The organism is Streptomyces caeruleatus (assembly GCF_001514235.1).
GTDB lineage: Bacteria > Actinomycetota > Actinomycetes > Streptomycetales > Streptomycetaceae > Streptomyces > Streptomyces caeruleatus.
Window position 1 is genome coordinate 324,675 of record NZ_KQ948928.1, and the last position, 20,981, is coordinate 345,655.

12 protein-coding genes are annotated in these 20,981 nt (G+C 69.8%); 7 read left to right on the forward strand and 5 right to left on the reverse strand.

The window, feature by feature from the left end:
• The first annotated feature begins 124 nt into the window (after window positions 1-124).
• From AQJ67_RS16950 to AQJ67_RS16960, 4 genes are all read left to right on the forward strand, one after another.
• Complete coding sequence (locus tag AQJ67_RS16950; protein WP_062719597.1) at window positions 125-7,033, forward strand: polymorphic toxin-type HINT domain-containing protein; 6,909 nt, start codon at window positions 125-127, stop codon at window positions 7,031-7,033.
• Window positions 7,023-7,481: a hypothetical protein gene (locus AQJ67_RS16955; RefSeq protein WP_159058778.1), complete on the forward strand. Its 459-nt coding sequence runs from the start codon at window positions 7,023-7,025 to the stop codon at window positions 7,479-7,481. Before AQJ67_RS16950 ends, AQJ67_RS16955 begins: the two co-directional genes overlap by 11 nt.
• Window positions 7,482-7,575: 94 nt before the next feature.
• On the forward strand, window positions 7,576-7,992 hold the full coding sequence (locus AQJ67_RS50690) for a DUF6188 family protein (protein WP_425264159.1): 417 nt from the start codon (window positions 7,576-7,578) through the stop codon (window positions 7,990-7,992).
• 76 nt (window positions 7,993-8,068) lie between these two features.
• Window positions 8,069-9,085, forward strand: coding sequence for a PLL family lectin (locus AQJ67_RS16960; protein WP_062719599.1), 1,017 nt, complete (start codon window positions 8,069-8,071; stop codon window positions 9,083-9,085).
• A 280-nt stretch (window positions 9,086-9,365) separates the two neighbouring features.
• Here the strand turns inward: AQJ67_RS16960 and AQJ67_RS16965 are convergent, their stop codons facing one another.
• From AQJ67_RS16965 to AQJ67_RS16980, 4 genes are all read right to left on the reverse strand, one after another.
• Complete coding sequence (locus tag AQJ67_RS16965) at window positions 9,366-11,492, reverse strand: 3-hydroxyacyl-CoA dehydrogenase NAD-binding domain-containing protein (protein ID WP_062719600.1); 2,127 nt, start codon at window positions 11,490-11,492, stop codon at window positions 9,366-9,368.
• The gene (locus AQJ67_RS16970; RefSeq protein ID WP_062719601.1) at window positions 11,489-12,715 is read right to left on the reverse strand and encodes a thiolase family protein; all 1,227 of its coding nucleotides are present in this window, start codon (window positions 12,713-12,715) and stop codon (window positions 11,489-11,491) included. The genes AQJ67_RS16965 and AQJ67_RS16970 overlap by 4 nt, the downstream gene beginning before the upstream one ends.
• Window positions 12,716-12,936: 221 nt before the next feature.
• Window positions 12,937-13,971 carry a LacI family DNA-binding transcriptional regulator gene (locus AQJ67_RS16975; RefSeq protein ID WP_062719602.1) on the reverse strand — a complete coding sequence of 345 codons (1,035 nt, stop codon included), beginning with the start codon at window positions 13,969-13,971 and terminating at the stop codon, window positions 12,937-12,939.
• A complete protein-coding gene (locus tag AQJ67_RS16980) occupies window positions 13,968-16,337 on the reverse strand; it encodes a glycoside hydrolase family 2 protein (protein ID WP_062719603.1) in 2,370 nt (789 codons plus the stop codon). Before AQJ67_RS16980 ends, AQJ67_RS16975 begins: the two co-directional genes overlap by 4 nt.
• 150 nt (window positions 16,338-16,487) lie before the next feature.
• Here AQJ67_RS16980 and AQJ67_RS16985 point away from each other — a divergent pair, with 150 nt between their 5' ends.
• From AQJ67_RS16985 to AQJ67_RS16995, 3 genes are read left to right on the forward strand one after another with little or no spacing between them, the layout of a single operon-like run.
• On the forward strand, window positions 16,488-17,798 hold the full coding sequence (locus tag AQJ67_RS16985; protein ID WP_062719604.1) for an ABC transporter substrate-binding protein: 1,311 nt from the start codon (window positions 16,488-16,490) through the stop codon (window positions 17,796-17,798).
• The gene (locus AQJ67_RS16990; protein WP_107122898.1) at window positions 17,798-18,754 is read left to right on the forward strand and encodes a carbohydrate ABC transporter permease; all 957 of its coding nucleotides are present in this window, start codon (window positions 17,798-17,800) and stop codon (window positions 18,752-18,754) included. Before AQJ67_RS16985 ends, AQJ67_RS16990 begins: the two co-directional genes overlap by 1 nt.
• Window positions 18,751-19,581 (forward strand): carbohydrate ABC transporter permease, encoded by an 831-nt coding sequence (locus AQJ67_RS16995; RefSeq protein WP_062719605.1) that lies wholly within the window; start codon window positions 18,751-18,753, stop codon window positions 19,579-19,581. The genes AQJ67_RS16990 and AQJ67_RS16995 overlap by 4 nt, the downstream gene beginning before the upstream one ends.
• 81 nt (window positions 19,582-19,662) lie before the next feature.
• On the opposite strand, the gene AQJ67_RS17000 is transcribed toward AQJ67_RS16995, so the two are convergent.
• The gene (locus AQJ67_RS17000) at window positions 19,663-20,943 is read right to left on the reverse strand and encodes a ribonuclease D (RefSeq protein WP_079055998.1); all 1,281 of its coding nucleotides are present in this window, start codon (window positions 20,941-20,943) and stop codon (window positions 19,663-19,665) included.
• Between the last annotated feature and the right edge of the window lie 38 nt (window positions 20,944-20,981).

The following is a 20,981-nucleotide window of genomic DNA, read 5'->3' on the forward strand; positions in this document are numbered from 1 at the left end:
CCGCCCGGGCCGCCACCGGCTTCACACGAGCTGTCACACATCAAGGGGAACGATGAGGGATACGGGACGACCGGGCCGCGCGGCCCGATGGAGACGGAAGACCGCACTGGCTTCCGGAATAGTCATGATCGCCACGGTGCTCCAGGGCATCACCGCGCCCGCGAACTCGGGAGCCGTGGCGGACGACGGACGGGGCCGCCCGGCCCTGCCCAAGGCGGAGCGGCCCGTGGCCGGTTCCGCGGCGAAGATGAAGCCCCGCACGGTGGAGCGCGGCCCGCGCACCCCGCGGACCGCGCCCAAGGCCGAGTGGCCCGGGGCGGGTTCGGGCCGGGTGACACTCACCGGGACGCCGACGGGAGCGAAGGCCTCGGCAGGCGCGAAGGGCTCGGCGAGCGCCAAGGGTGGGAAGGGTGCGAAGGGCGCGGCTCAGGCTCCGGTCAGGGCCGGCAAGCTGCCCGTCTCCGTCGGCGCCGCCAAGGCGCGCGGCGCCGCCGGTGCGGTGCGGGTCGAGCTGGCCGGGCGGGGGCAGACCAAGAAGGCCGCGATCGACGGGCTGCTCGTGACGCTCGCCCCCGAGCGCACGAACTTCACCGACGGCGCCGCCCAGGTGCGCGTCGACTACCGCGACCTCGCCCAGGCCTACGGCGGCGGCTACGGCGCCCGGCTGCGCCTGGTGCAGCTGCCCGCCTGCGTCCTGAAGACGCCGGAGCGGGCCAAGTGCCGTACCCAGAAGCCCGTCGAGACCGTGAACGACACGGAAAGCGGCGCACTCACCGCCCCGTCCGTGCGGCTCGCCTCCGCCCAGTCGACCGTGCTCGCCGCCGTCGCGGACGACAGCGCGGCCACCGGCGACTACAAGGCGACCACGCTCGCGCCGTCCGCGACCTGGCAGACCAACCTCAACACCGGTGACTTCGCCTGGTCCTACGACATGGGCGTCCCCGAGGTGCCCGGCGGGCTGAAGCCGAGCATCGGTCTCGGCTACTCCTCCGGCTCGGTCGACGGCCGCACCACCGAGACCAACAACCAGTCCTCCTGGATCGGCAGCGGCTTCGACATGTGGCCGGGCTACATAGAGCGCCGCTACAAGCCGTGCGCCGAGGACGGTGTCGAGAACAGCGACGGCATGAAGCCCGGCGACCTGTGCTGGGGCTACGACAACGCCTTCATCAGCTTCAACGGCAAGGGCGGCGAGCTCGTCCCCACCGGCACCGACGGCGAGTTCAAGCTCCGCCAGGACGACGGCACCCGGATCGCCCGGCTGACGTCCACCAGCCGCGGCAACGGCGACGACAACGGCGAGTACTGGCGGCTCACCGACCCCGACGGCGTGCGCTACTACTTCGGCTACCACCGGCTGCCCGGCTGGGCCGACGGCAAGAAGACCACGAACTCCACGTGGACCGCGCCCGTCTTCGGCGACGACACGGGCGAGGCCTGCCACGCCGCCGCCTTCGCCGACTCCTGGTGCCAGCAGGCCTGGCGCTGGAACCTCGACTACGTCGTCGACCCACGCGCCAACGCCATCGCGTACTACTACACCCAGGAGAAGAACTCCTACGGCCGCAACCTGAAGGCCGCCGACGACACCCGCTACACCCGCGGCGGCTACCTCGACGAGATCCAGTACGGCCTCAAGTCGTCCTCGATGTACGGCACTCCGGCGCTCGCGAAGGTCACCTTCACCAACGCCGAACGCTGCCTGCCCGACGCGCAGACCACCTGCTCGTCCATCACCAGCGACTCCGCCTACTGGTACGACACGCCCTGGGACCTCAACTGCGACGAGGGCAAGGACTGCGACAACGGGCGCCTCTCGCCCACGTTCTGGACGCGCAAGCGCCTCAGCGAGGTGACCACGCAGGTCATCGACGCCGCCGGCGCCTACCAGAAGGTCGACTCCTGGAAGCTGGCCCACCGCTGGGGCATGGCCGACATCGACTACCAGCTGCTGCTCGACTCGATCCAGCACACCGGCCACACCGCCACACCCACGATCACCCTGCCGAAGACCACCTTCAGCTACACCCAGCTGGAGAACCGGCTCGACAAGACCGGTGACGGCTTCGCCCCGTTCATCAAGTCGCGCCTGTCGACGATCGCCGACGAGTACGGCGGCCAGATCGACGTCAACTACTCGGCGCCGGCCTGCGACTTCGCCGCGCTGCCCACCCCGCAGACCAACACCACCCGCTGCTTCCCGCAGTACATCGGCGGCAGCTCCACGGAGGACCCCGAGCGGCACTGGTTCAACAAGTACGTCGTCACCTCCGTCACCGCCACCGACCGCACCGGCGGGGCGCCCGACCAGGTCACCCGGTACGAGTACATGGGGCCGGCCGCCTGGCACTACGACGATGACGACGGCCTGACCAAGGAGAAGTCCAAGACCTGGTCCCAGTGGCGCGGCTACGGACACGTGCGCGTCAAGACCGGCGGCCAGGGCGGCGACGCGGCGATGAAGTCGCAGTCCGACTCCTACTTCCTGCGCGGCATGGACGGCGACCGCGAGTCCCCGACCGGCGGCACCAAGAACGTCAGCGTCCCCCTCGGCGAAGGCGAGGGCGACCCCATCACCGACCACGAGGCGCTCGCCGGCACCACCTACAAGACGGTCGGCTACTCCGGCAACGGCGGCAAGGTCCTCACCAAGACCGTGAACCGCCCCTGGTACCACCAGACCGCGAAGAAGACCCGCGACTGGGGCACGGTCACCGCCAACTTCACCGGCATCGCCAGCTCCAAGACCTGGACCTCCCTGGACGACGGGGCGGGCACGTCCTGGCGGACCACCTCCACCGCCACCTCGTACGACACGGTGGCCGGACGGGTCACCCAGGTCGACGACTTCGGCGACAACACCACCGCAGCGGACAACCGCTGCACCCGCACCACGTACGCCACCAACAGCACCGACAACATCCTGGGCCTGCCCGACCGCGTCGAGACCGTCGCGAAGTCCTGCGCCGACCCCGTCGACCGCTCCAAGGAGGTCATCTCCGACGTCCGCTCCGCCTACGACGGCGGCGCCTACGGCGCGGCCCCGACCAAGGGCGACGTCACGGCCACGGCCCTGCTGAAGAAGCACGACGGCACCACGGCCACCTACCTGGAGTCCGGGGCGACCTTCGACTCCTACGGCCGGGTCCTCACCAGCACCGACCTGACGGCGAACGTCACGGTCACGGGCACGGGCGCCCCCGTACGCACCGCGCGCACGGACGGCCGTACCACCACCACCGACCGCACGCCGAGCACCGGGTTCGTCACGAAGACGACCACGACCACGCCACCGGCGAAGGCCGGCGACGCCACCACCGCCCTGGTCAGCTACGCCACCCACGACCTGCGCCGCGGCCTGCCGCTGACCCAGACCGACGCCAACGGCAAGATCACGACCTTCACCTACGACGCGCTCGGCCGCTCCTCGAAGGTGTGGCTGGCCGACCGGCAGACCACACTGACGCCGACGTACGAGTTCGACTACCTGGTCACGGAGGGGCAGCCGGTCGCGGTCTCCACCAAGGCGCTGGGCACGAACGGCAGCCAGGTCGCCGCGTACAGCCTGTACGACGGTTTCCTGCGCCAGCGTCAGACACAGAAGCCGGGCCCGGACGGCGGGCGGCTGCTCTCCGACGTCTTCTACGACGAACGCGGGCTGACCGCCAAGACCTTCGAGACGTACTACGCCACCGGGGCCCCCTCACGGACCCTGTTCAAGCCCGCGGACGCGCTCTCGGTCGAGACCCAGACCCGCACCACGTTCGACGGCATGGGCCGGCCGACCGTGAGCGAGCAGGTCGCGGGCAACGGCGACGGCGGCACGGTGCTCGGCACCACCCGGACGATCTACGGCGGTGACCGCACCACGGTCATCCCGCCGGAGGGCGGAACCGCCACCACGAGCGTCACTGACGCCCGCGGGCGCACCACGGAGCTGCGCCAGCACCACACCCGCTCCGAGCAGGCCGCGTTCGACACCACCCGCTATACGTACACCCCACGCGGCGAGCTGGAGACGCTGACCGACCCGGCCGGCAATGTCTGGCGATACACCTACGACCTGCTCGGCAACCTCAAGACGACCGTCGACCCGGACCGGGGCCCCAGCTCCACCGAGTACGACGACCGCGGCCAGGTCCTGTCCATCTCCGACGACCGGTCCACCGACCTGTACTACGTCCACGACGGGCTCGGCCGGCAGACCGAGCTGCGCGAGAACAGCGCCACGGGCAAGCTGCGCGCCAAGTGGGTCTACGACACCATCAGCGGCGCGAAGGGCCACCTGGCCGAGTCCACCCGCTACGTCGGCTCCGAGGCGTACACCAACAAGGTCGTCGCCTACGACCGCCTGTACCGCGTGCTGCGCTCGACCGTGACGATCCCCGCGAGTGAAGGAGCGCTCGCCGGTACCTATCTGTCGGCCACCGCGTACAACGTGGACGGTTCGGTGCGCACGACCGGCTCCCCGGCTGCCGGCGCCCTGCCCGCCACCACGGTGGCGTTCACCTACGAGGACCAGACCCAGCGGCCGATCGCGCTCAGCGGCAGCCAGGGCATCGACGTCGCCACCAGCTACAGCCTCACCGGCAGGCCGCTGCAGTTCGAACTGTCCAACAACGGCGGCAAGAAGACCTGGGTCACCAACACCTACGAGTGGGGCACCGAGCGTCTGGCCACCTCCCGGGTGGACCGCCAGGACGTGGCGGGCGTCGACCGTCACAACACCTACGGCTACGACCAGATGGGCAACATCCTGTCCGTCTCGGACGTCTCCCGTTCCGGCACGGACACGCAGTGCTTCGACTACGACTACCTGCGCCGCATGACCACGGCCTGGACCCAGTCCACGACCACCTGCGCTACGGCACCCAGCGGACAGACAGTCGGCGGCCCCGCGCCGTACTGGCACTCCTACACCTACGACAAGGTGGGCAACCGGGAGACCGAGACCCTGCACGACGTCACCGGTGACACGGCGAAGAACACCGTACGCACCTACGACTACCCGGACCCGGGCAAGCCGCGTCCGCACGCCGTGAACACGGTGACCCAGACCGGGCCCGGCGGCACCGCGCAGGACTCCTACGGCTACGACGAAGTCGGTAACACCGACACCCGCACCCTCGCGGGCACCACCCAGGACCTCGACTGGGACGCCGAAGGCCATCTGGTCAAGGTGACCAAGCCGGTCGAGGGTCAGCCCGACGACGTCACCGAGTACGTCTACGACGCGGCCGGCAACCGCCTCATCGCCCGCACCTCGAAGGAGAACACGCTCTACCTCGGCGCCACCCGGATCACCGTGGCCAAGGGGAGCACCACTGCCAAGGCCACGCGCACGCTGGACCTCGGCAGCGGGCACCAGGCCGTGCTCGACAACGACGGCTCGGTCTCGTTCACGGTCGCCGACCACCTCGGCACGGGGCAGCTGGCGGTCGACGCGGGAAGTCAGCAGCTGACGCAGCGTCGCATGCTGCCCTTCGGCGGAACCCGCGGCACCGAGCCGAGCAACTGGCCCGGAGTCCAGGGCTTCGTCGGCGGCGTGGACGACACCGATTCCACCGGGTTGCAGCACCTCGGCGCCCGCGAGTACGACCCGGCGACCGGCCGGTTCCTCTCGGTCGACCCGCTGCTCACCCCGGGCGACCCGCAGGCGCTGAACGCGTACGCCTACAGCAACAACAGCCCGCTCACCTTCAGCGACCCCGACGGCCTCGGCTGCATCCACGGTGCGCCCGGCGGTGGAGCGGACGGAATCTGCGCGGGCGTCGAAGGCGACACCGACGGCGTCATCAACGGCACCTCCAACAACTGTCAGCGGACGCAGTCCTGCTACGACACCGCGGTCAAGATGTCGCAGGAGGCCAGGCGGAACGGCACGTACGGCAAGAAGCCGATCATCATCGCGCCCAAGGGTGACTCGATCACCATTCAGGGCGTCTACATCCCGACCCAGGCGGAGCTCGCCGAGCACTTCCCGTACTACCACGAGCGCCTGGACTACCAGCACAACCTCCAGAACTGGGCGCGAGCACGGTGCTCGGGTCTGAATGTCGCGGGCTCGGAGTTCTGCTCCGCCGTGGGCAAGCTCGGCTGGTTCGGCGACCAGAACGGGCCGGGGATCCTTGAGGTCCTCGGCGTCGACGACTACATCGGCTGCATCCAGGGCTCCGGCAGCGCCTGCAAGGCCGCGGCGATCGACGCCGGCATCGCGGTGGGCACCGGACTGCTCGGCAAGGGCGCCAAGGTCGTCTTCAAGGGCTTCAAGGCGGCCCTGAAGAAGACGGACAACATTCCCATCCAGTGCCTCGTCGGAGGCGGCCGGCACAGCTTCACGCCCGGCACACACGTGCTGATGTCCGACGGGTCCAGCAAGCCCATAGAGGACGTCCGGCTCGGCGACAAGATCGTGGTCACCGACCCGGAGAGCGGTCTGACCACGACACGGACCGTCGTCGCCACCATCATCACCAAGGACGACAAGCACTTCGTCGACCTCACGGTCGCCCGCGAGGGCACCCGGGGCACGCAGTCACTGACGTCCACGACGACGCACCCGTTCTGGTCGCCCTCCGAGGGCACCTGGATCGACGCCGGCCACCTCGTCCCGGGCATGACGCTGCGCACCGTCGACGGCGGCACGGTCCGGGTCGAGAAGACCCGCGAGTACCACAAGCTCCAGCGCACGCACGACCTCACCATCGACGACATCCACACGTACTACGTCGTCGCCGGTACGACCGCGCTCCTCGTGCACAACGACGACGGCGGGTTCGACTGGGAGAAGGGTCTGTCGGAGATCAAGGAGACCTGGGACGGCGGTGACCTCGACGACGACGGCAAGCACTCCCCGCGCGGCAACCAGGCCGAGAACAAGGAGTTCAGGGACGCGGTGAAGAAGATCGAGGGCGAACTCAAACGCGACATCACCCCCGCGGAGCGCCGCATGCTGCACGACCGGATCACCGGCCAGGGCTACGGCTACCATCGCATCGTCGAGGAAGGCAGGGGGCTGTTCGGTGGCTGCTGAGCTGAGGGTGGACGAGATCACCCGAATCCTGACGGGTACCGTCGTCCACTCGGTCGGCCGGGCTGTGGACATGGGCGTCGTCGAGTTCCACGGCCCTGACGGCGAGGAGATCATGGTCCATATGCAGTGCCCGTTCCGGATCGTGCACGACTCGCGGATCGTCCTGGGATCCGCGGACATGCGGTATGCGCAGAAGGGCGCGGGTGAGCAGGCCTTCGACGAGTTCCGCATGATCTACGATGCTCGCGCCACGAAGATCAACAAAATTCTCGGCCAGCTTCACCCGTCCGTCACCGGCGTGACCGGGGGCGAGTCGGGTGAGCTCACCGTGGCCTGGGAGCAGGGCTTCCGGCTCGAGGTGTTCCCGGACTGCTCCGGGAACATCGAGGCATGGCGGGCCTTCGTCCGTGGTGACGCCCACTACGGATTCCCGCCGGAGACCATCTGACGCGGTCCGGCATCACCACTCGGCCCCCTGCTCCCGGTACTCGGGAGCAGGGGGCCGCTTTTCGAGCACTGACAATTCCGGAAGGGTTCTGGAGATGAATCCATGTCAGGAGTTCCGGCCCGACCCGTCCTCGTGGATCCTGGGGCTGCGAGGTCTCCCGGTCACCGCGGTCCGGCACACAGGGGATCCTCCCCGGCGAGTACTGGCCCTGGCCGCCGGCGCGGAGCTGACATTCGACGCAGCGGCGGATCTGACGCACGGGTCGGCATCCGCCCCAGGTGCCGTATCGGTCCCTGCCGAGCAATGGGCAGAACTGGTGGGTGCGACCGTGCTGTCGGCGGTGGCGTTCACGTCCGGCGGGCTGCGCGTCGTATTCGATAGCGGGCACCATCTGAACGTCCGTGGAGGTGACCCCGAGCTGGTGGTCCGCGTTCGAAAGCCGGGCGACTTCGACTGGGCGTATCGGGGCGGAATCGGCGTTATGACGCACCACGGCGCTGACGGTCCCTGAGGAGAGAACGGACGCCGTGCGCCGAGAAGCCTGGGGCGCCCCCCGACCGCACACCCGCCCCGCATATGGTGATCCGGTGAACGGCGACTGGCTCATCCGCGGCCGCGACGGCCGCCTCAGCGTCTATCTGCCGGCCGGCGAGGCCATCCTGTGCAGGGCGGAACTCGGGCCCGGCGGCCCCTGGGAACCCCCGCGCAAGGTCGGCGGCGACCAGAAGCTGCGCCCCGGTCCCGCGGTCGGCCAGGGCACCGACGCCTACGCCCATCTGGCGGCCTGGCGTCCCACCAAGGCCGGCGAGGCAGGCCTCGTCCACTCCACGCACTTCCGTCCGCGCCTGGCCGCCCTGGACTGGATCTCCATCGGCCACCCGAACCAGACCGGCGACCGCACCGGCACCCCCGCCGTCACGGTCGACGCGCAGGGCCGGGCCCATGTCTTCGTCCGGAACGGGGGCGGCGGCGTCAGCATGCGCGGCCAGAAGGAGGCCGGCGGCTGGGGCCCCTGGCGTGACCTCAAGGGGCGTGACGTACAGGACGACTTGGCCGCCGTGACCGGCGAGTCCGGGCTCGTGGAGCTGTATGCCGCCGTCCCCGGAGCCCTCCTGCACTGGCAGCAGGAGAAGCCGGGCGCCGTACCCGTCCTGGAGGAGGCGATGGAGACCCCGGTCCGCCCGGGCACCCTGCACGCCCTGGCCACCTCCGCGGAGCACACCACCCTCTTCTTCGCCGACGACTCCGGCGACCTGCGCGCCTGGCGACCCGGCACCAAGCCGGTGCCCCTGCTGGCCTCCGCGGGCCCCGGCCCGGTCTCCGCGATCCGCTGCCAACTCGACGGCCACGACTGCACGTTGCTCGCCCAGCGCTCGGCGAGCGGCCGCGTCGCCTTCGCCGCGTATCCGACGGAGCAGGAGTCGGCCGGGGCATGGTGGACCGAGTCGGGGCCGCAGTTGCCCGCCGACGCGGTAGTGGCGCTGGCGGTGGACGAGGACGAGCGGGTGGTGGCGGCCACGATGTCACCGTCGACGGGCCATGTGCTGATCACCCGGCGCAAGGACGAACCGGGGCTGGCGCTGGAGGCGTGGCGGGAGATCTGAGGCGCCCGAGAGGGGGCTTGTGTACGGCGGCTGCGGGCCGTATGCGGTTGCTCGCGCGGCTCCCCGCGCCCCTGGGGCGGTCGGCGGGCTGTCGCCTTGAAGGCGCTTCCGGCGATTTCCGAGCGCCGGTCCCGCTGAACTCAGCCCGTCCCGCGTTTGAGGACGAGGCCGTCAGGCCGAGACGGGGGTCTGGGGGCGGAGCCCCAAGTGACCTGCCGACAACACCGGTGCCCCGCACGCCAACCAGGCATGCGGGGCACCGGCGTTCACAGCGGAGCGCCTACGCCGGAACCGACGCCACGCCCGGCGCCAGGAACTTCTTGCCGTTCACGCGCTCGGAGACACCCTCGCGGTCCAGGTACGGCGTGATGCCGCCCAGGTGGAAGGGCCAGCCGGCGCCCGTGATCAGGCAGAGGTCGATGTCCTGGGCCTCGGCGACGACGCCCTCGTCGAGCATGAGCCCGATCTCCTGGGCGACGGCGTCGAGGACACGGTCACGGACCTGCTCCTCGGTCAGGACGGAGTCGCCCTGCTTCAGCAGCGCGGCGACCTCCGGGTCCAGCTCCGGCTTGCCGGAGTCGTAGACGTAGAAGCCGCGCTTGCCCGCCTTGACGACGGCCGCGAGGTTCGGGGAGACCGTGAAGCGGTCCGGGAAGGCCCGGTTGAGGGTCTCCGAGACGTGCAGACCGATCGCGGGACCGACCAGCTCAAGGAGGACGAGAGGAGACATCGGCAGGCCCAGGGGCTCCACCGCCTTCTCCGCCACCTCGACCGGCGTGCCCTCGTCGATGACGTTCTGGATCTCGCCCATGAAGCGGGTGAGGATGCGGTTCACGACGAACGCCGGGGCGTCCTTCGTCAGCACCGCGGTCTTCTTCAGCTTCTTGGCGACGGCGAACGCCGTGGCCAGCGAGGCGTCGTCCGTCTGCTCGCCGCGGACGATCTCCAGCAGCGGCAGGACCGCGACCGGGTTGAAGAAGTGGAAGCCGACGACCCGCTCGGGGTTCTTCAGCTTCGACGCCATCTCGGAGACCGAGAGGGAGGAGGTGTTTGTCGCGAAGATGGCGTGCGCCGGGGCGACCGCCTCGACCTCCGCGAACACCTGCTGCTTGACGCCGATCTCCTCGAAGACGGCCTCGATGACGAAGTCGGCGTCCGCGAAGCCCTCGGCCTTGTCCAGGATACCGCTCACCAGCGCCTTGAGGCGGTTGGCCTTGTCCTGGTTGATACGGCCCTTGCCGAGCAGCTTCTCGATCTCGGCGTGGACGTAGCCCACACCCTTGTCGACGCGCTCCTGGTCGATGTCCGTGAGGACGACCGGGACCTCCAGGCGGCGCAGGAAGAGCAGCGCCAGCTGCGAGGCCATCAGGCCCGCGCCGACCACGCCGACCTTGGTGACCGGACGGGCCAGGTTCTTGTCCGGGGCGCCGGCCGGGCGCTTGCCGCGCTTCTGCACCAGGTTGAACGCGTAGATACCGGACCGCAGTTCGCCACCCATGATCAGGTCGGCGAGCGCCTTGTCCTCGGCGTCGTAGCCCTGCTGGAGGTCGCCGTTCTTGGCGGCGGCGATGATGTCGAGGGCGCGGTAGGCGGCCGGAGCGGCCCCGTGCACCTTCGAGTCCGCGATGAAACGGCCCTTGGCGACGGCCTGGTCCCAGGCCTCGCCGCGGTCGATCACCGGACGGTCGACCTCGACGTCGCCCTTCAGCACCTGGGCGGTCCAGATCAGCGACTGCTCCAGGAAGTCGGCGCCCTCGAAGATGGCGTCGGCGATGCCCAGGTCGAAGACCTGCTGGCCCTTGAGCTGCTTGTTCTGGTTGAGGCTGTTCTCGATGATCACCGAGACGGCCTTGTCGGCGCCGATCAGGTTCGGCAGGATCGTGCAGCCGCCCCAGCCGGGCACCAGGCCGAGGAACACCTCGGGCAGCGAGAAGGCCGGGAGGGCCTTGCTGACGGTCCGGTACTTGCAGTGCAGACCGACCTCGACGCCACCGCCCATCGCGGCACCGTTGTAGTACGCGAAGGTCGGCACGGCGAGGCCCGCGAGGCGCTTGAAGACCTCGTGGCCGCCCTTGCCGATGGCGAGCGCGTCCTTGTGCTCCTTCAGCAGCTCGACGCCCTTGAGGTCGGCGCCGACCGCGAAGATGAACGGCTTGCCGGTGATGCCGACACCGACGATGTCACCGGCGGCGGCCTCGGCCTCGACCTGGTCGATGGCGATGTCGAGGTTCGCCAGCGACTGCGGGCCGAAGGTGGTCGGCTTGGTGTGGTCGAAGCCGTTGTCCAGCGTGATGAGCGCGAAGCGCCCGGCGCCGTACGGCAGGTCGAGGTGGCGTACGTGCGCGGACGTCACGACCTCGTCGGGGAACAGCTCGGCCGCTCCCTTGAGAAGCTCAGCGGTGCTCACTTGTCGCCTCCGGCGTCCTTGTGGTGCGGGTTCTCCCAGATCACCGTGGCGCCCATGCCGAAGCCGACGCACATGGTGGTGAGGCCGTAGCGGACCTCCGGCTGCTCCTCGAACTGGCGGGCCAGCTGCGTCATCAGCCGGACGCCGGAGGAGGCCAGCGGGTGGCCGTAGGCGATGGCGCCGCCGTACTGGTTGACGCGGGCGTCGTCGTCGGCGATGCCGTAGTGCTCCAGGAAGGCGAGGACCTGGACCGCGAAGGCCTCGTTGATCTCGAAGAGGTTGATGTCCTCGATGGACAGGCCCGCCTTGGCGAGGGCCTTCTCGGTGGCCGGGATCGGGCCGTAGCCCATGACCTCCGGCTCGACGCCCGCGAAGGCGTAGGAGACGAGACGCATCTTGACCGGCAGGTTGTTCTCGCGGGCGAAGTCCTCGCTCGCGATCATCGACGCGGTGGCGCCGTCGTTCAGACCGGCCGCGTTACCGGCGGTGACCCGGCCGTGGACGCGGAACGGGGTCTTCAGGCCGGACAGGCTGTCCAGCGTGGTGCCCGGGCGCATCGGCTCGTCGGCGGTGACCAGGCCCCAGCCCGTCTCACCGGCCTCGGCGTTGGTGCGGCGCACCGAGACCGGCACCAGGTCCTGCTGGATCTTGCCGTTGGCGTACGCCTTGGCGGCCTTCTCCTGCGAACGCACCGCGTACTCGTCGGCGCGCAGCTTGGTGATGGTCGGGTAGCGGTCGTGCAGGTTCTCGGCGGTCATGCCCATGAACAGGGCGGACTCGTCGACCAGCTTCTCGCTGACGAAGCGCGGGTTCGGGTCCACGCCCTCGCCCATCGGGTGGCGGCCCATGTGCTCGACACCACCGGCGATGACGGCGTCGTAGGCACCGAAGGCGATCGAACCGGCGACGGACGTCACGGCGGTCAGGGCGCCGGCGCACATGCGGTCGATGGAGTAGCCGGGCACCGACTGGGGGAGACCGGCGAGGATGCCGGCCGTGCGGCCCAGGGTCAGGCCCTGGTCACCGATCTGCGTGGTCGCGGCGATGGCGACCTCGTCGATCTGCTTCGGGTCGAGCCCGGGGTTGCGACGCAGCAGCTCCCGGATCGCCTTCACGACGAGGTCGTCGGCGCGGGTCTCGTGGTAGATGCCCTTCGGGCCCGCCTTGCCGAACGGGGTGCGGACGCCGTCTACGAAGACGACGTCCCTGACGGTACGAGGCACGATGGCTCTCCTCCAGGGTGCGGGATGGCACTACTGCTGCGCGGCACGCTGAGCGCGCGCTCAGGCCCATGCTACTTACGGGTAACGTAGCTGCACAGTCCTGGGGGCGGGAGCGGCGAACGTCACATACAAACTCCGGTGGTGGGGAGCTGGGAGCGCCCCTTCAGGGGCGCGGGGAACTGCGCGAGCAACCCACCACAACCCGCAGCCCCGTACGCACCTCACCGAGGCGGCGCTGTGGACCCCCGAGGAGTCAGCACAGGCGTAGCCACCGGATGCGACCCCACCCCACCCCCCATGATCACCCCGAACAAGGTCCGAGCCACCTCCGCCCCGAACCCGTGCACGTCATGACTCATCGCCGACAGCGTCGGATGCGTCAGCCGGCACAACTGCGAGTCGTCCCACGCCAGCAGCGACACGTCCTCCGGCACCCGCAACCCCATCTCGGCCGCCACCGACAAACCGGCCACGGCCATGATGTCGTTGTCGTACACGATCGCCGTCGGCCGGTCCGCCCCGGACGCGGCGAGCAGCGACCGGGTCGCCCGCGCCCCCGCGTCGCCCGAGAAGTCCGTCGCCACCTGCCACGCGCCGGCCAGCGCCAGCGCCCCCGCCGCCTCGTCGAAGGCCGCCGTACGGATGGACGTGTGCCCGAGGGCCGCCGCACCGCCCACCCGGGCGATCCGCCGGTGCCCCAGCGCGGCCAGATACCGCACCGCCTCCGTCACGGCGGTGGCGTCGTCGGTCCACACCGACGTCAGCCCGCCCGTGAGCGACGGGTGCCCGACCGCGACGACGGGCATGCCGACCCGCTGCGCCATCGCCACACGCGGGTCGTCCGCGCGGAAGTCGACCAGGATCGACCCGCCGATCTGCCGCCCCCGCCACCACGACTCCTGCAGTCCGGTCTCCTCCTCCACGGTCCGCACGAGCCGCAGCAGCAGCGAGCAGGAGTGCTCGGTCAGGACGCTCTCCACGCCCGAGACGAACTCCATGTAGAACGGTTCGAGACCGAGCAGCCGGGCAGGCCGGCAGATCGCCAGACCCACCACGTCCACCCGCGACCCGGCCAGTGTCCGCGCGGTGAGGTTGGGCGCCCAGCCCAGTTCCCGCGCGGCCCGGAAGATACGGTCCCGGGTCGCCTCCGACAGTCCCGGCTTGTGGTTGAAGGCGAGGGACACTGCCCCCTTGGACACGCCCGCGCGCGCGGCGACGTCCTTGATGGTGACGCGGGGGGTCGGCGTTGCCGTCATCGGCTGGGCTCCATGCAGTACAGGGCCGATCGTGCGGCCTCGGCGTCAGGAGTCTCCCAGTGACGCACACCGATGGTCACCTGTTCGCCGGGCAGCAACGTGACCAGTCCCCGGTCGGCCACCGCGTCCGGATCCAGCCGGTCGGCCTGGAGGAGCAGATCGCGGACGAGGGTACGGGCCGTCACCGTGACCCCGCCCGGCGCGAGCGCCACGTCGAACTCCGGGAAGGGGTACGGCACTTCACGGTCGAGCGCGGCGAAGTGCACGGCCCTCAGCCCGCCCGCGTCCGCGACCAGGAACTCCTTCGGCCCGCCCGGCTCCAGCTCCCTCGGCACCCCCACCCGGGCCACCGCCCGCGCCCCGGCGGCGAACTCCAGGTTCGCCTCGCCGACCACCACCCCCTCGACGGACATCCGCCGCAGCCGCACCGCACCCGCCCACTCCTGCGCGGCCTGGTTGACGAAAGCCAACTCCAGCTCACCGTCCCGTACTTGAAGGGTCAGCAGTCGGTCCGCGTACAGCCGCCGCAGCTCGTGGTACAGCGGCTTCTCCCGCCCGTCCCCGTCGATCGCGGCCCAGGACGTCACCGGCCAGCAGTCGTTCAGCTGCCACACGACCGTGCCCGCGCAGACCGGCCAGTGCGACCGCCAGTGCTCGATCCCGGCCGCGACGGCCCGCGCCTGGTTGACCTGGGTGAGGTAGTGCCAGCGGTCGAAGTCCCCTTCGGGGAAGCCGAAATGCCGCTCAAGGCCCCGCCTCAGCTTTCCGTTCCCGTCGTCCGCCTTCTGGTGGTGCAGCATGCCGGGGGAGTCCGGCGCGAGCTCCTCACCCGGCAGCGCCCGCCGCAGCGTGGCGTACGCGGGCGGCGCCTGCCAGCCGAACTCGGCCACGAAGCGCGGCACGCTCAGCCGGTAGTCGGCGTAGTCCTCCCGGTTCCACACTTCCCAGGAGTGGTGCGTGCCGTGCGCCGGGGCGTTCGGGTGGTGGTCCCACGAGCCGGACCACGGACTGCCCGCCGTGTACGGCCGCGTCGGATCCAGCTCGGCCACCACCCGCGGCAGTACGCCCAGGTAGTACCCCTCGCCCCAGGACTCCCCGGCCAGCCGGGGCTCCCACTCCCAGTCCCGGAACCCCCACAGGTTCTCGTTGTTGCCGTTCCACAGCACCAGCGACGGGTGCGGCATCAGCCGTACGACGTTCTCCCGCGCCTCGGCCTCCACCTCCCCGCGCAGCGGCTGCTCCTCCGGATAGGCCGCGCACGCGAAGGGGAAGTCCTGCCAGACCAGCAGCCCCAGCTCGTCGCAGGCGTCGTAGAAGTCCTCGCTCTCGTAGATCCCGCCACCCCAGATCCGTACGAGGTCCACGCCCGCGCCGGCCGCCTGCTCCAGCCGCCCGCGGTACCGCTCCCGGGTCACCCGGGACGGGAACACGTCGTCCGGGATCCAGTTGACGCCCCGCGCGAAGAGCCGCTCGCCGTTGACGACGAGGGTGAAGCCGGTGCCGTGCGCGTCGGGCCGGCGGTCCAGCTCGACGGTCCGGAAGCCGATCCGCCGGCGCCACACGTCCAGCACGTCGTCGCCGTGCAGCAGCGTCAACTCGACGTCGTACAAGGGCTGTTCGCCGTAGCCGCGCGGCCACCACAGTTCCACGTCCGGCACGGTCAGCCGTACGGCACCGCCCGTGCCCACGACCTCGGCCCGCGCCCGCACCCCGCCGACCGTCGCCTCGACGGTGAGCGGCGCCTCGACCCGGGTCCGCTCGACGTCGACGGCCAACTCGACCCGCCCCGTGTCCTCTTCGACGGTCACCAGGGGCCGCACCCGGGCGATCCGGGCCGTCGACCACTGCTCGATCCGCACCGGCCGCCAGATCCCGGCCGTCACCAGCGTCGGCCCCCAGTCCCAGCCGAAGGAGCAGGCCATCTTGCGCAGGTACTGGTACGGCTCGGCATAGGCGGCCGGCCGTTCGCCCAGCTTGCCGCGGACCGCCTCCGCCTCGGCGTACGCGGAGGCGAAACGCACCGCGAGCCGTCCGCTCAGCCCCGTCACGTCGAAGCGGTACGAGCGGTGCATGTTCCGTACCCGGCCCAGCAGCCGGCCGTCGAGCGAGATCTCGGCGACGGTGTCGAGCCCGTCGAAGACGAGGTCGGTCTGCTCGTGACGGGACGGAACGGCGAGGTCGGTCTCATAGGTCCAGTCCCGCCGCCCCACCCACGCCACCTCGGTCTCGTCCCGCCCGAGAAAGGGATCCGGGATCACCCCGGCCGCCAGCAGATCGGTGTGCACACAGCCCGGCACGGCGGCGGGGAGCGCGGCTCCCTCGTGCCGCAGGGTCCATCCGTCGGTGAGCGGTGTGGCCTGAAGCATCCGCACTCCTAAACCGATTCATCCCAGTGCTGGGACGGAATTTGGCATCGTTGGCGAGATACGGACTTTACCGGTTAAGAAAACGTTGTCAGAGTACGGAACCAGCCAACCCGCTCGTGCTCTTCCGTCCCCAGAACGGAGCTGACGCACATGAACCGCCGTACAGTCCTCGCCGCCGCCACGGGTGCCCTGCTGCTCTCGGCGTGCACCGGCACCGGAGGAAGCTCACAGGGCGCCGACGCCAAGGCGGCCGACGACCCGTCGAAGGTGAGCGGCACCATCACCGTCCTCACCCATCGCACCGACCTCGTGCAGGACGGCACGATGAAGAAGTACGCCGCCGAGTTCAACAAGACGTATCCCAAGGTGAAGGTCGAGTTCGACGCCATCACCGACTACGAGGGCGAAGTCAAGATCCGTATGAACACGGAGAACTACGGCGACGTCCTCATGATCCCCGCGGTGATCGAGAAGAAGGACTACCCCAAGTTCTTCGCGGCGCTCGGCACTCAGGCCGAGCGGAGCAAGGAGTACCGCTTCACCGACTACACCACCGTGGACGGCAAGGTCTACGGCCAGAGCCCGCTCGGCGCGGTCCCCGGCTTCATCTACAACAAGAAGGTCTGGCAGGAGGCCGGAGTCACCGACTGGCCGACCACACCGGCGGAGTTCCTCGACGACCTGAAGGCGATCAGGTCGAGGACCGAGGCGATCCCGTACTACACCAACTTCAAGGACATGTGGCCGCTGACCCAGTGGACGCAGGTCAACGGCTCGGTCAGCTGCGACGAGCAGGCCACCACGAAGCTCGCCGAGGGCGACCCGTGGGCCCAGGGCGCCGACGTCCGGACCGCCGACACACTGCTCTACGACATCGTCCACGAGGGGCTCGTCGAGAAGGACCCGACGACCACCAACTGGGAGGCGTCCAAGCCCAAGCTGGCCAAGGGGGAGATCGCCACGATGTGGCTCGGCTCCTGGGCGGTCATCCAGATGCAGGCCGCGGCGAGGCAGGCCGGCACCGACCCGGACGACATCGGGCTCATGCCCTTCCCCGCCCAGAAGGACGGCACCTTCTGCGCGACGGCCCAGCCCGACTACAACCAGGCCGTCAACATCCACTCCGAGCACAAGGAGGCGGCCCGCGCCTGGCTCGACTGGTTCACCGACAAGTCCGGCTACGCGGCCGACAACCTCGCCCTGTCCCCGCTCAAGTCCGCGCCGCTGCCCACCATCATGAAGCCGTACGAGGAGGCGGGGGTGAAGATCCTCGACCTCGACGACACCAAGGGCGCCGTGGTGAAGTCCATCGACAACCAGTCCGAGATCGGCATCTACAAGCCCGACTACCGCCAGGACCTCGTCGACCTCGCCCGCGGCGCCACCAAGGGCGACCTGGACGGCTTCCTGAACGACCTCGGCGGGAAGTGGACCGAGACCCAGCAGTCACTGGGGTCCTGATGACGGACACGACGACCGAGAAGGGGGTCGTCAAGGCCCCCACGGGGGCGGTGGGCGCCGCCCTCGAACCAGCCCCCGCCCCGCGCCCGGCACGTCTGTGGCGCGGGGCCACGCCCTGGCTCTTCCTGCTCGCGCCGCTCGCCCTGCTGATCGTCTTCACCTACGCGCCGATCGCCAACATGGTCGCGTACAGCTTCACCGACTGGGACGGCGTCAGCCCCGAGCTGCACTACACGGGCGCCGAGAACTACGCCGAACTCTTCACCCGCTCCGACCTGTTCGAGGTCTTCTGGGTCAGCGGCTACTACCTGGCGGCCTCGGTCTTCCAGATCGTCGCCGCCCTCTACTTCGCCACGATCCTGAGCTTCAACGTCCGCTTCCGGAACTTCTTCAAGGGCGTGCTGTTCTTCCCGTACCTGATCAACGGAGTCGCGATCGGCTTCGTCTTCCTCTACTTCTTCCAGGACGGCGGCACCCTCGACTCGGTCCTCGGCCTCTTCGGCGTGGAGACGGACCGCGCCTGGCTCGGCACACCGGAGTCGGCGAACACCTCCCTCGCCGCCGTCTCCGTCTGGCGCTACCTGGGCCTGAACTTCGTCCTCTTCCTCGGCGCGATCCAGTCGATCCCGGGGGAGCTGTACGAGGCGGCCGAACTGGACGGCGCGAACCGCTGGCACCAGTTCCGCTACATCATCGCCCCCGGCATCAAGCCGGTCCTGAGCCTGACGGTGATCCTCTCGATCTCCGGCTCGCTCTCGGTCTTCGAGATCCCGTACATCATGACCGGCGGGGCGACCGGCACCGAGACCTTCGTGATCCAGACCGTGAAGCTGGCCTTCCAGTTCAACAAGACGGGGCTCGCCTCGGCTGCCGCGGTCGTCCTGCTGCTGATCGTCCTGGCGGTGACCTGGGTGCAGCGCCGCCTCGTCCCCGACGACAAGGTGGACCTCGCATGACCCGCCACGCGCTGGCCCGCACGCTGGTGTACCTGTCCCTGATCGCCGCGACGGTGGTGGTCCTGCTGCCCCTGGCAGCCGTGGTCCTGACCTCGCTGAAGTCCGAGCGGGAGATGGCGGACGACAGCGGAGCCCTGGCCCTCCCCGGCAACCCGCTGAACTTCCACAACTACGCGACGGCGTTCGAGGACGGCCGAATGCTCTCGGCCTTCGCCAACACGGCGGTCATCCTGCTCTTCGCCATCGGCGGCACGGTCCTCATCGGCTCGATGACGGCGTACGCCATCGACCGCTTCACGTTCCGCTTCAAGAAGCTGGTCGTGGCCCTGTTCCTGGTCGCCGCCCTGGTCCCCGGCGTCACCACCCAGGTGGCGACCTTCCAGATCGTCAACAGCTTCGGCATGTTCGACAGCCTCTGGGCGCCGATCGTCCTCTACATGGGCACGGACATCGTCTCGATCTACATCTTCCTGCAGTTCGTCCGCTCGATCCCGACGTCCCTGGACGAGGCGGCCCGCCTGGACGGCGCCAACGCGTTCACGATCTACCGCAGGATCATCTTCCCGCTCCTGAAACCGGCCGTCGCGACAGTGGTGATCGTCAAGGGCATCACCACCTACAACGACTTCTACATCCCGTTCCTCTACATGCCCTCGGAAGATCTTGGCGTGATCTCGACGTCCCTGTTCCGCTTCAAGGGCCCCTTCGGCGCCCACTGGGAAACGATCTCGGCAGGAGCGGTCCTGGTGATCCTGCCGACCTTGATCGTCTTCCTGCTGCTGCAACGATTCATCTACAACGGCTTCATGCAAGGTGCGACGAGGTGAGGTGCTTGTAGGGGCGCGGGGAACTGCGCGAGCAACCACAGCCGACCCGTAGTCGCCGTACGAGAGAACCTCCTACGGCGACTAGGCGCACAAGGCAGCAACCAAAACCGGCGTGACCTGCTCAACCTGCCAGGCCCGAGCACCGTAGCCAGCCAGCGCCTCCGCAACCGACCCGGCGTCGACAACCTTCGGCGGCTCCCAGCAAACCCGCCGCACCGTATCCGGCGTGATCAGGTTCTCCTGCGGCATATTGAGCTGCTCCGCCAACGCCGACACCGCAGCCCGAGCCGCGGAGAGCCGAGCCGCCGCAGCAGGATCCTTGTCGGCCCAGGCACGGGGCGGCGGCGGCCCGGTAACAGGCTGCCCCGGCGCCGGCAACTGCGCCTCGCTCAAAGCCTTCGCACGATCCACCGCGGCCTGCCACTGCTCCAGCTGCCGCCGGCCCATCCGATGCCCGAACCCGTTCAGCGCGGCCAGGGCATGCGCGTTCGCGGGCAGGGCGAGCGAGGCCTCCACGATCGCCGCGTCGGACAGCACCTTGCCCGGCGACACGTCCCGCTTCTGCGCGATCCGGTCCCGCGTCTGCCACAGCTCCCGCACCACGCCCAGCTGCCGACGCCGCCGCACCTTGTGCATGCCGGACGTGCGCCGCCAGGGGTCCTTGCGCGGTTCGGCAGGCGGCGCGGCCGCAATCGCGTCGAACTCCTGCTGCGCCCACTCCAGCTTGCCCTGCCGGTCCAGCTCCTTCTCCAGCGCGTCACGCAGATCGACGAGCAGCTCGACGTCCAGCGCCGCATACCGCAGCCAGGGCTCGGGCAGCGGGCGGGTCGACCAGTCGACGGCCGAGTGGCCCTTCTCCAGGACGAACCCGAGCACGCTCTCGACCATCGCGCCGAGGCCGACCCGGGGGAACCCGGCGAGCCGCCCGGCCAGCTCGGTGTCGAACAGCCGGCTCGGCAGCATGCCTATCTCCCGCAGACAGGGAAGATCCTGGGTGGCCGCGTGCAGCACCCACTCCACACCGGAGAGCGCCTCGCCGAGGCCCGAGAGGTCGGGGCAGGCGACGGGATCGATCAGCGCCGACCCCGCCCCCTCGCGGCGCAGCTGCACCAGATACGCGCGCTGGCCGTATCGGTAGCCGGACGCGCGTTCGGCGTCCACGGCGACGGGACCGGAGCCGGCGCTGAACTCGGCGATCACCTCGGCGAGCGCGGCCTCGTCCGCGATCACGGGCGGAATGCCCTCGCGGGGCTCCAGCAAAGGGATCGGCGCCTCCGTAACAGAAGATCCGCCGTCGTCCGGAGGGGCGCCTCCGGTGGTTCGCAGTGAACTGTCTGCTGCGGTGTCTTGGGCGTCGGTCACCTGTCAAGGGTATCCGCAAGGCTGACCGCCTGACCTGC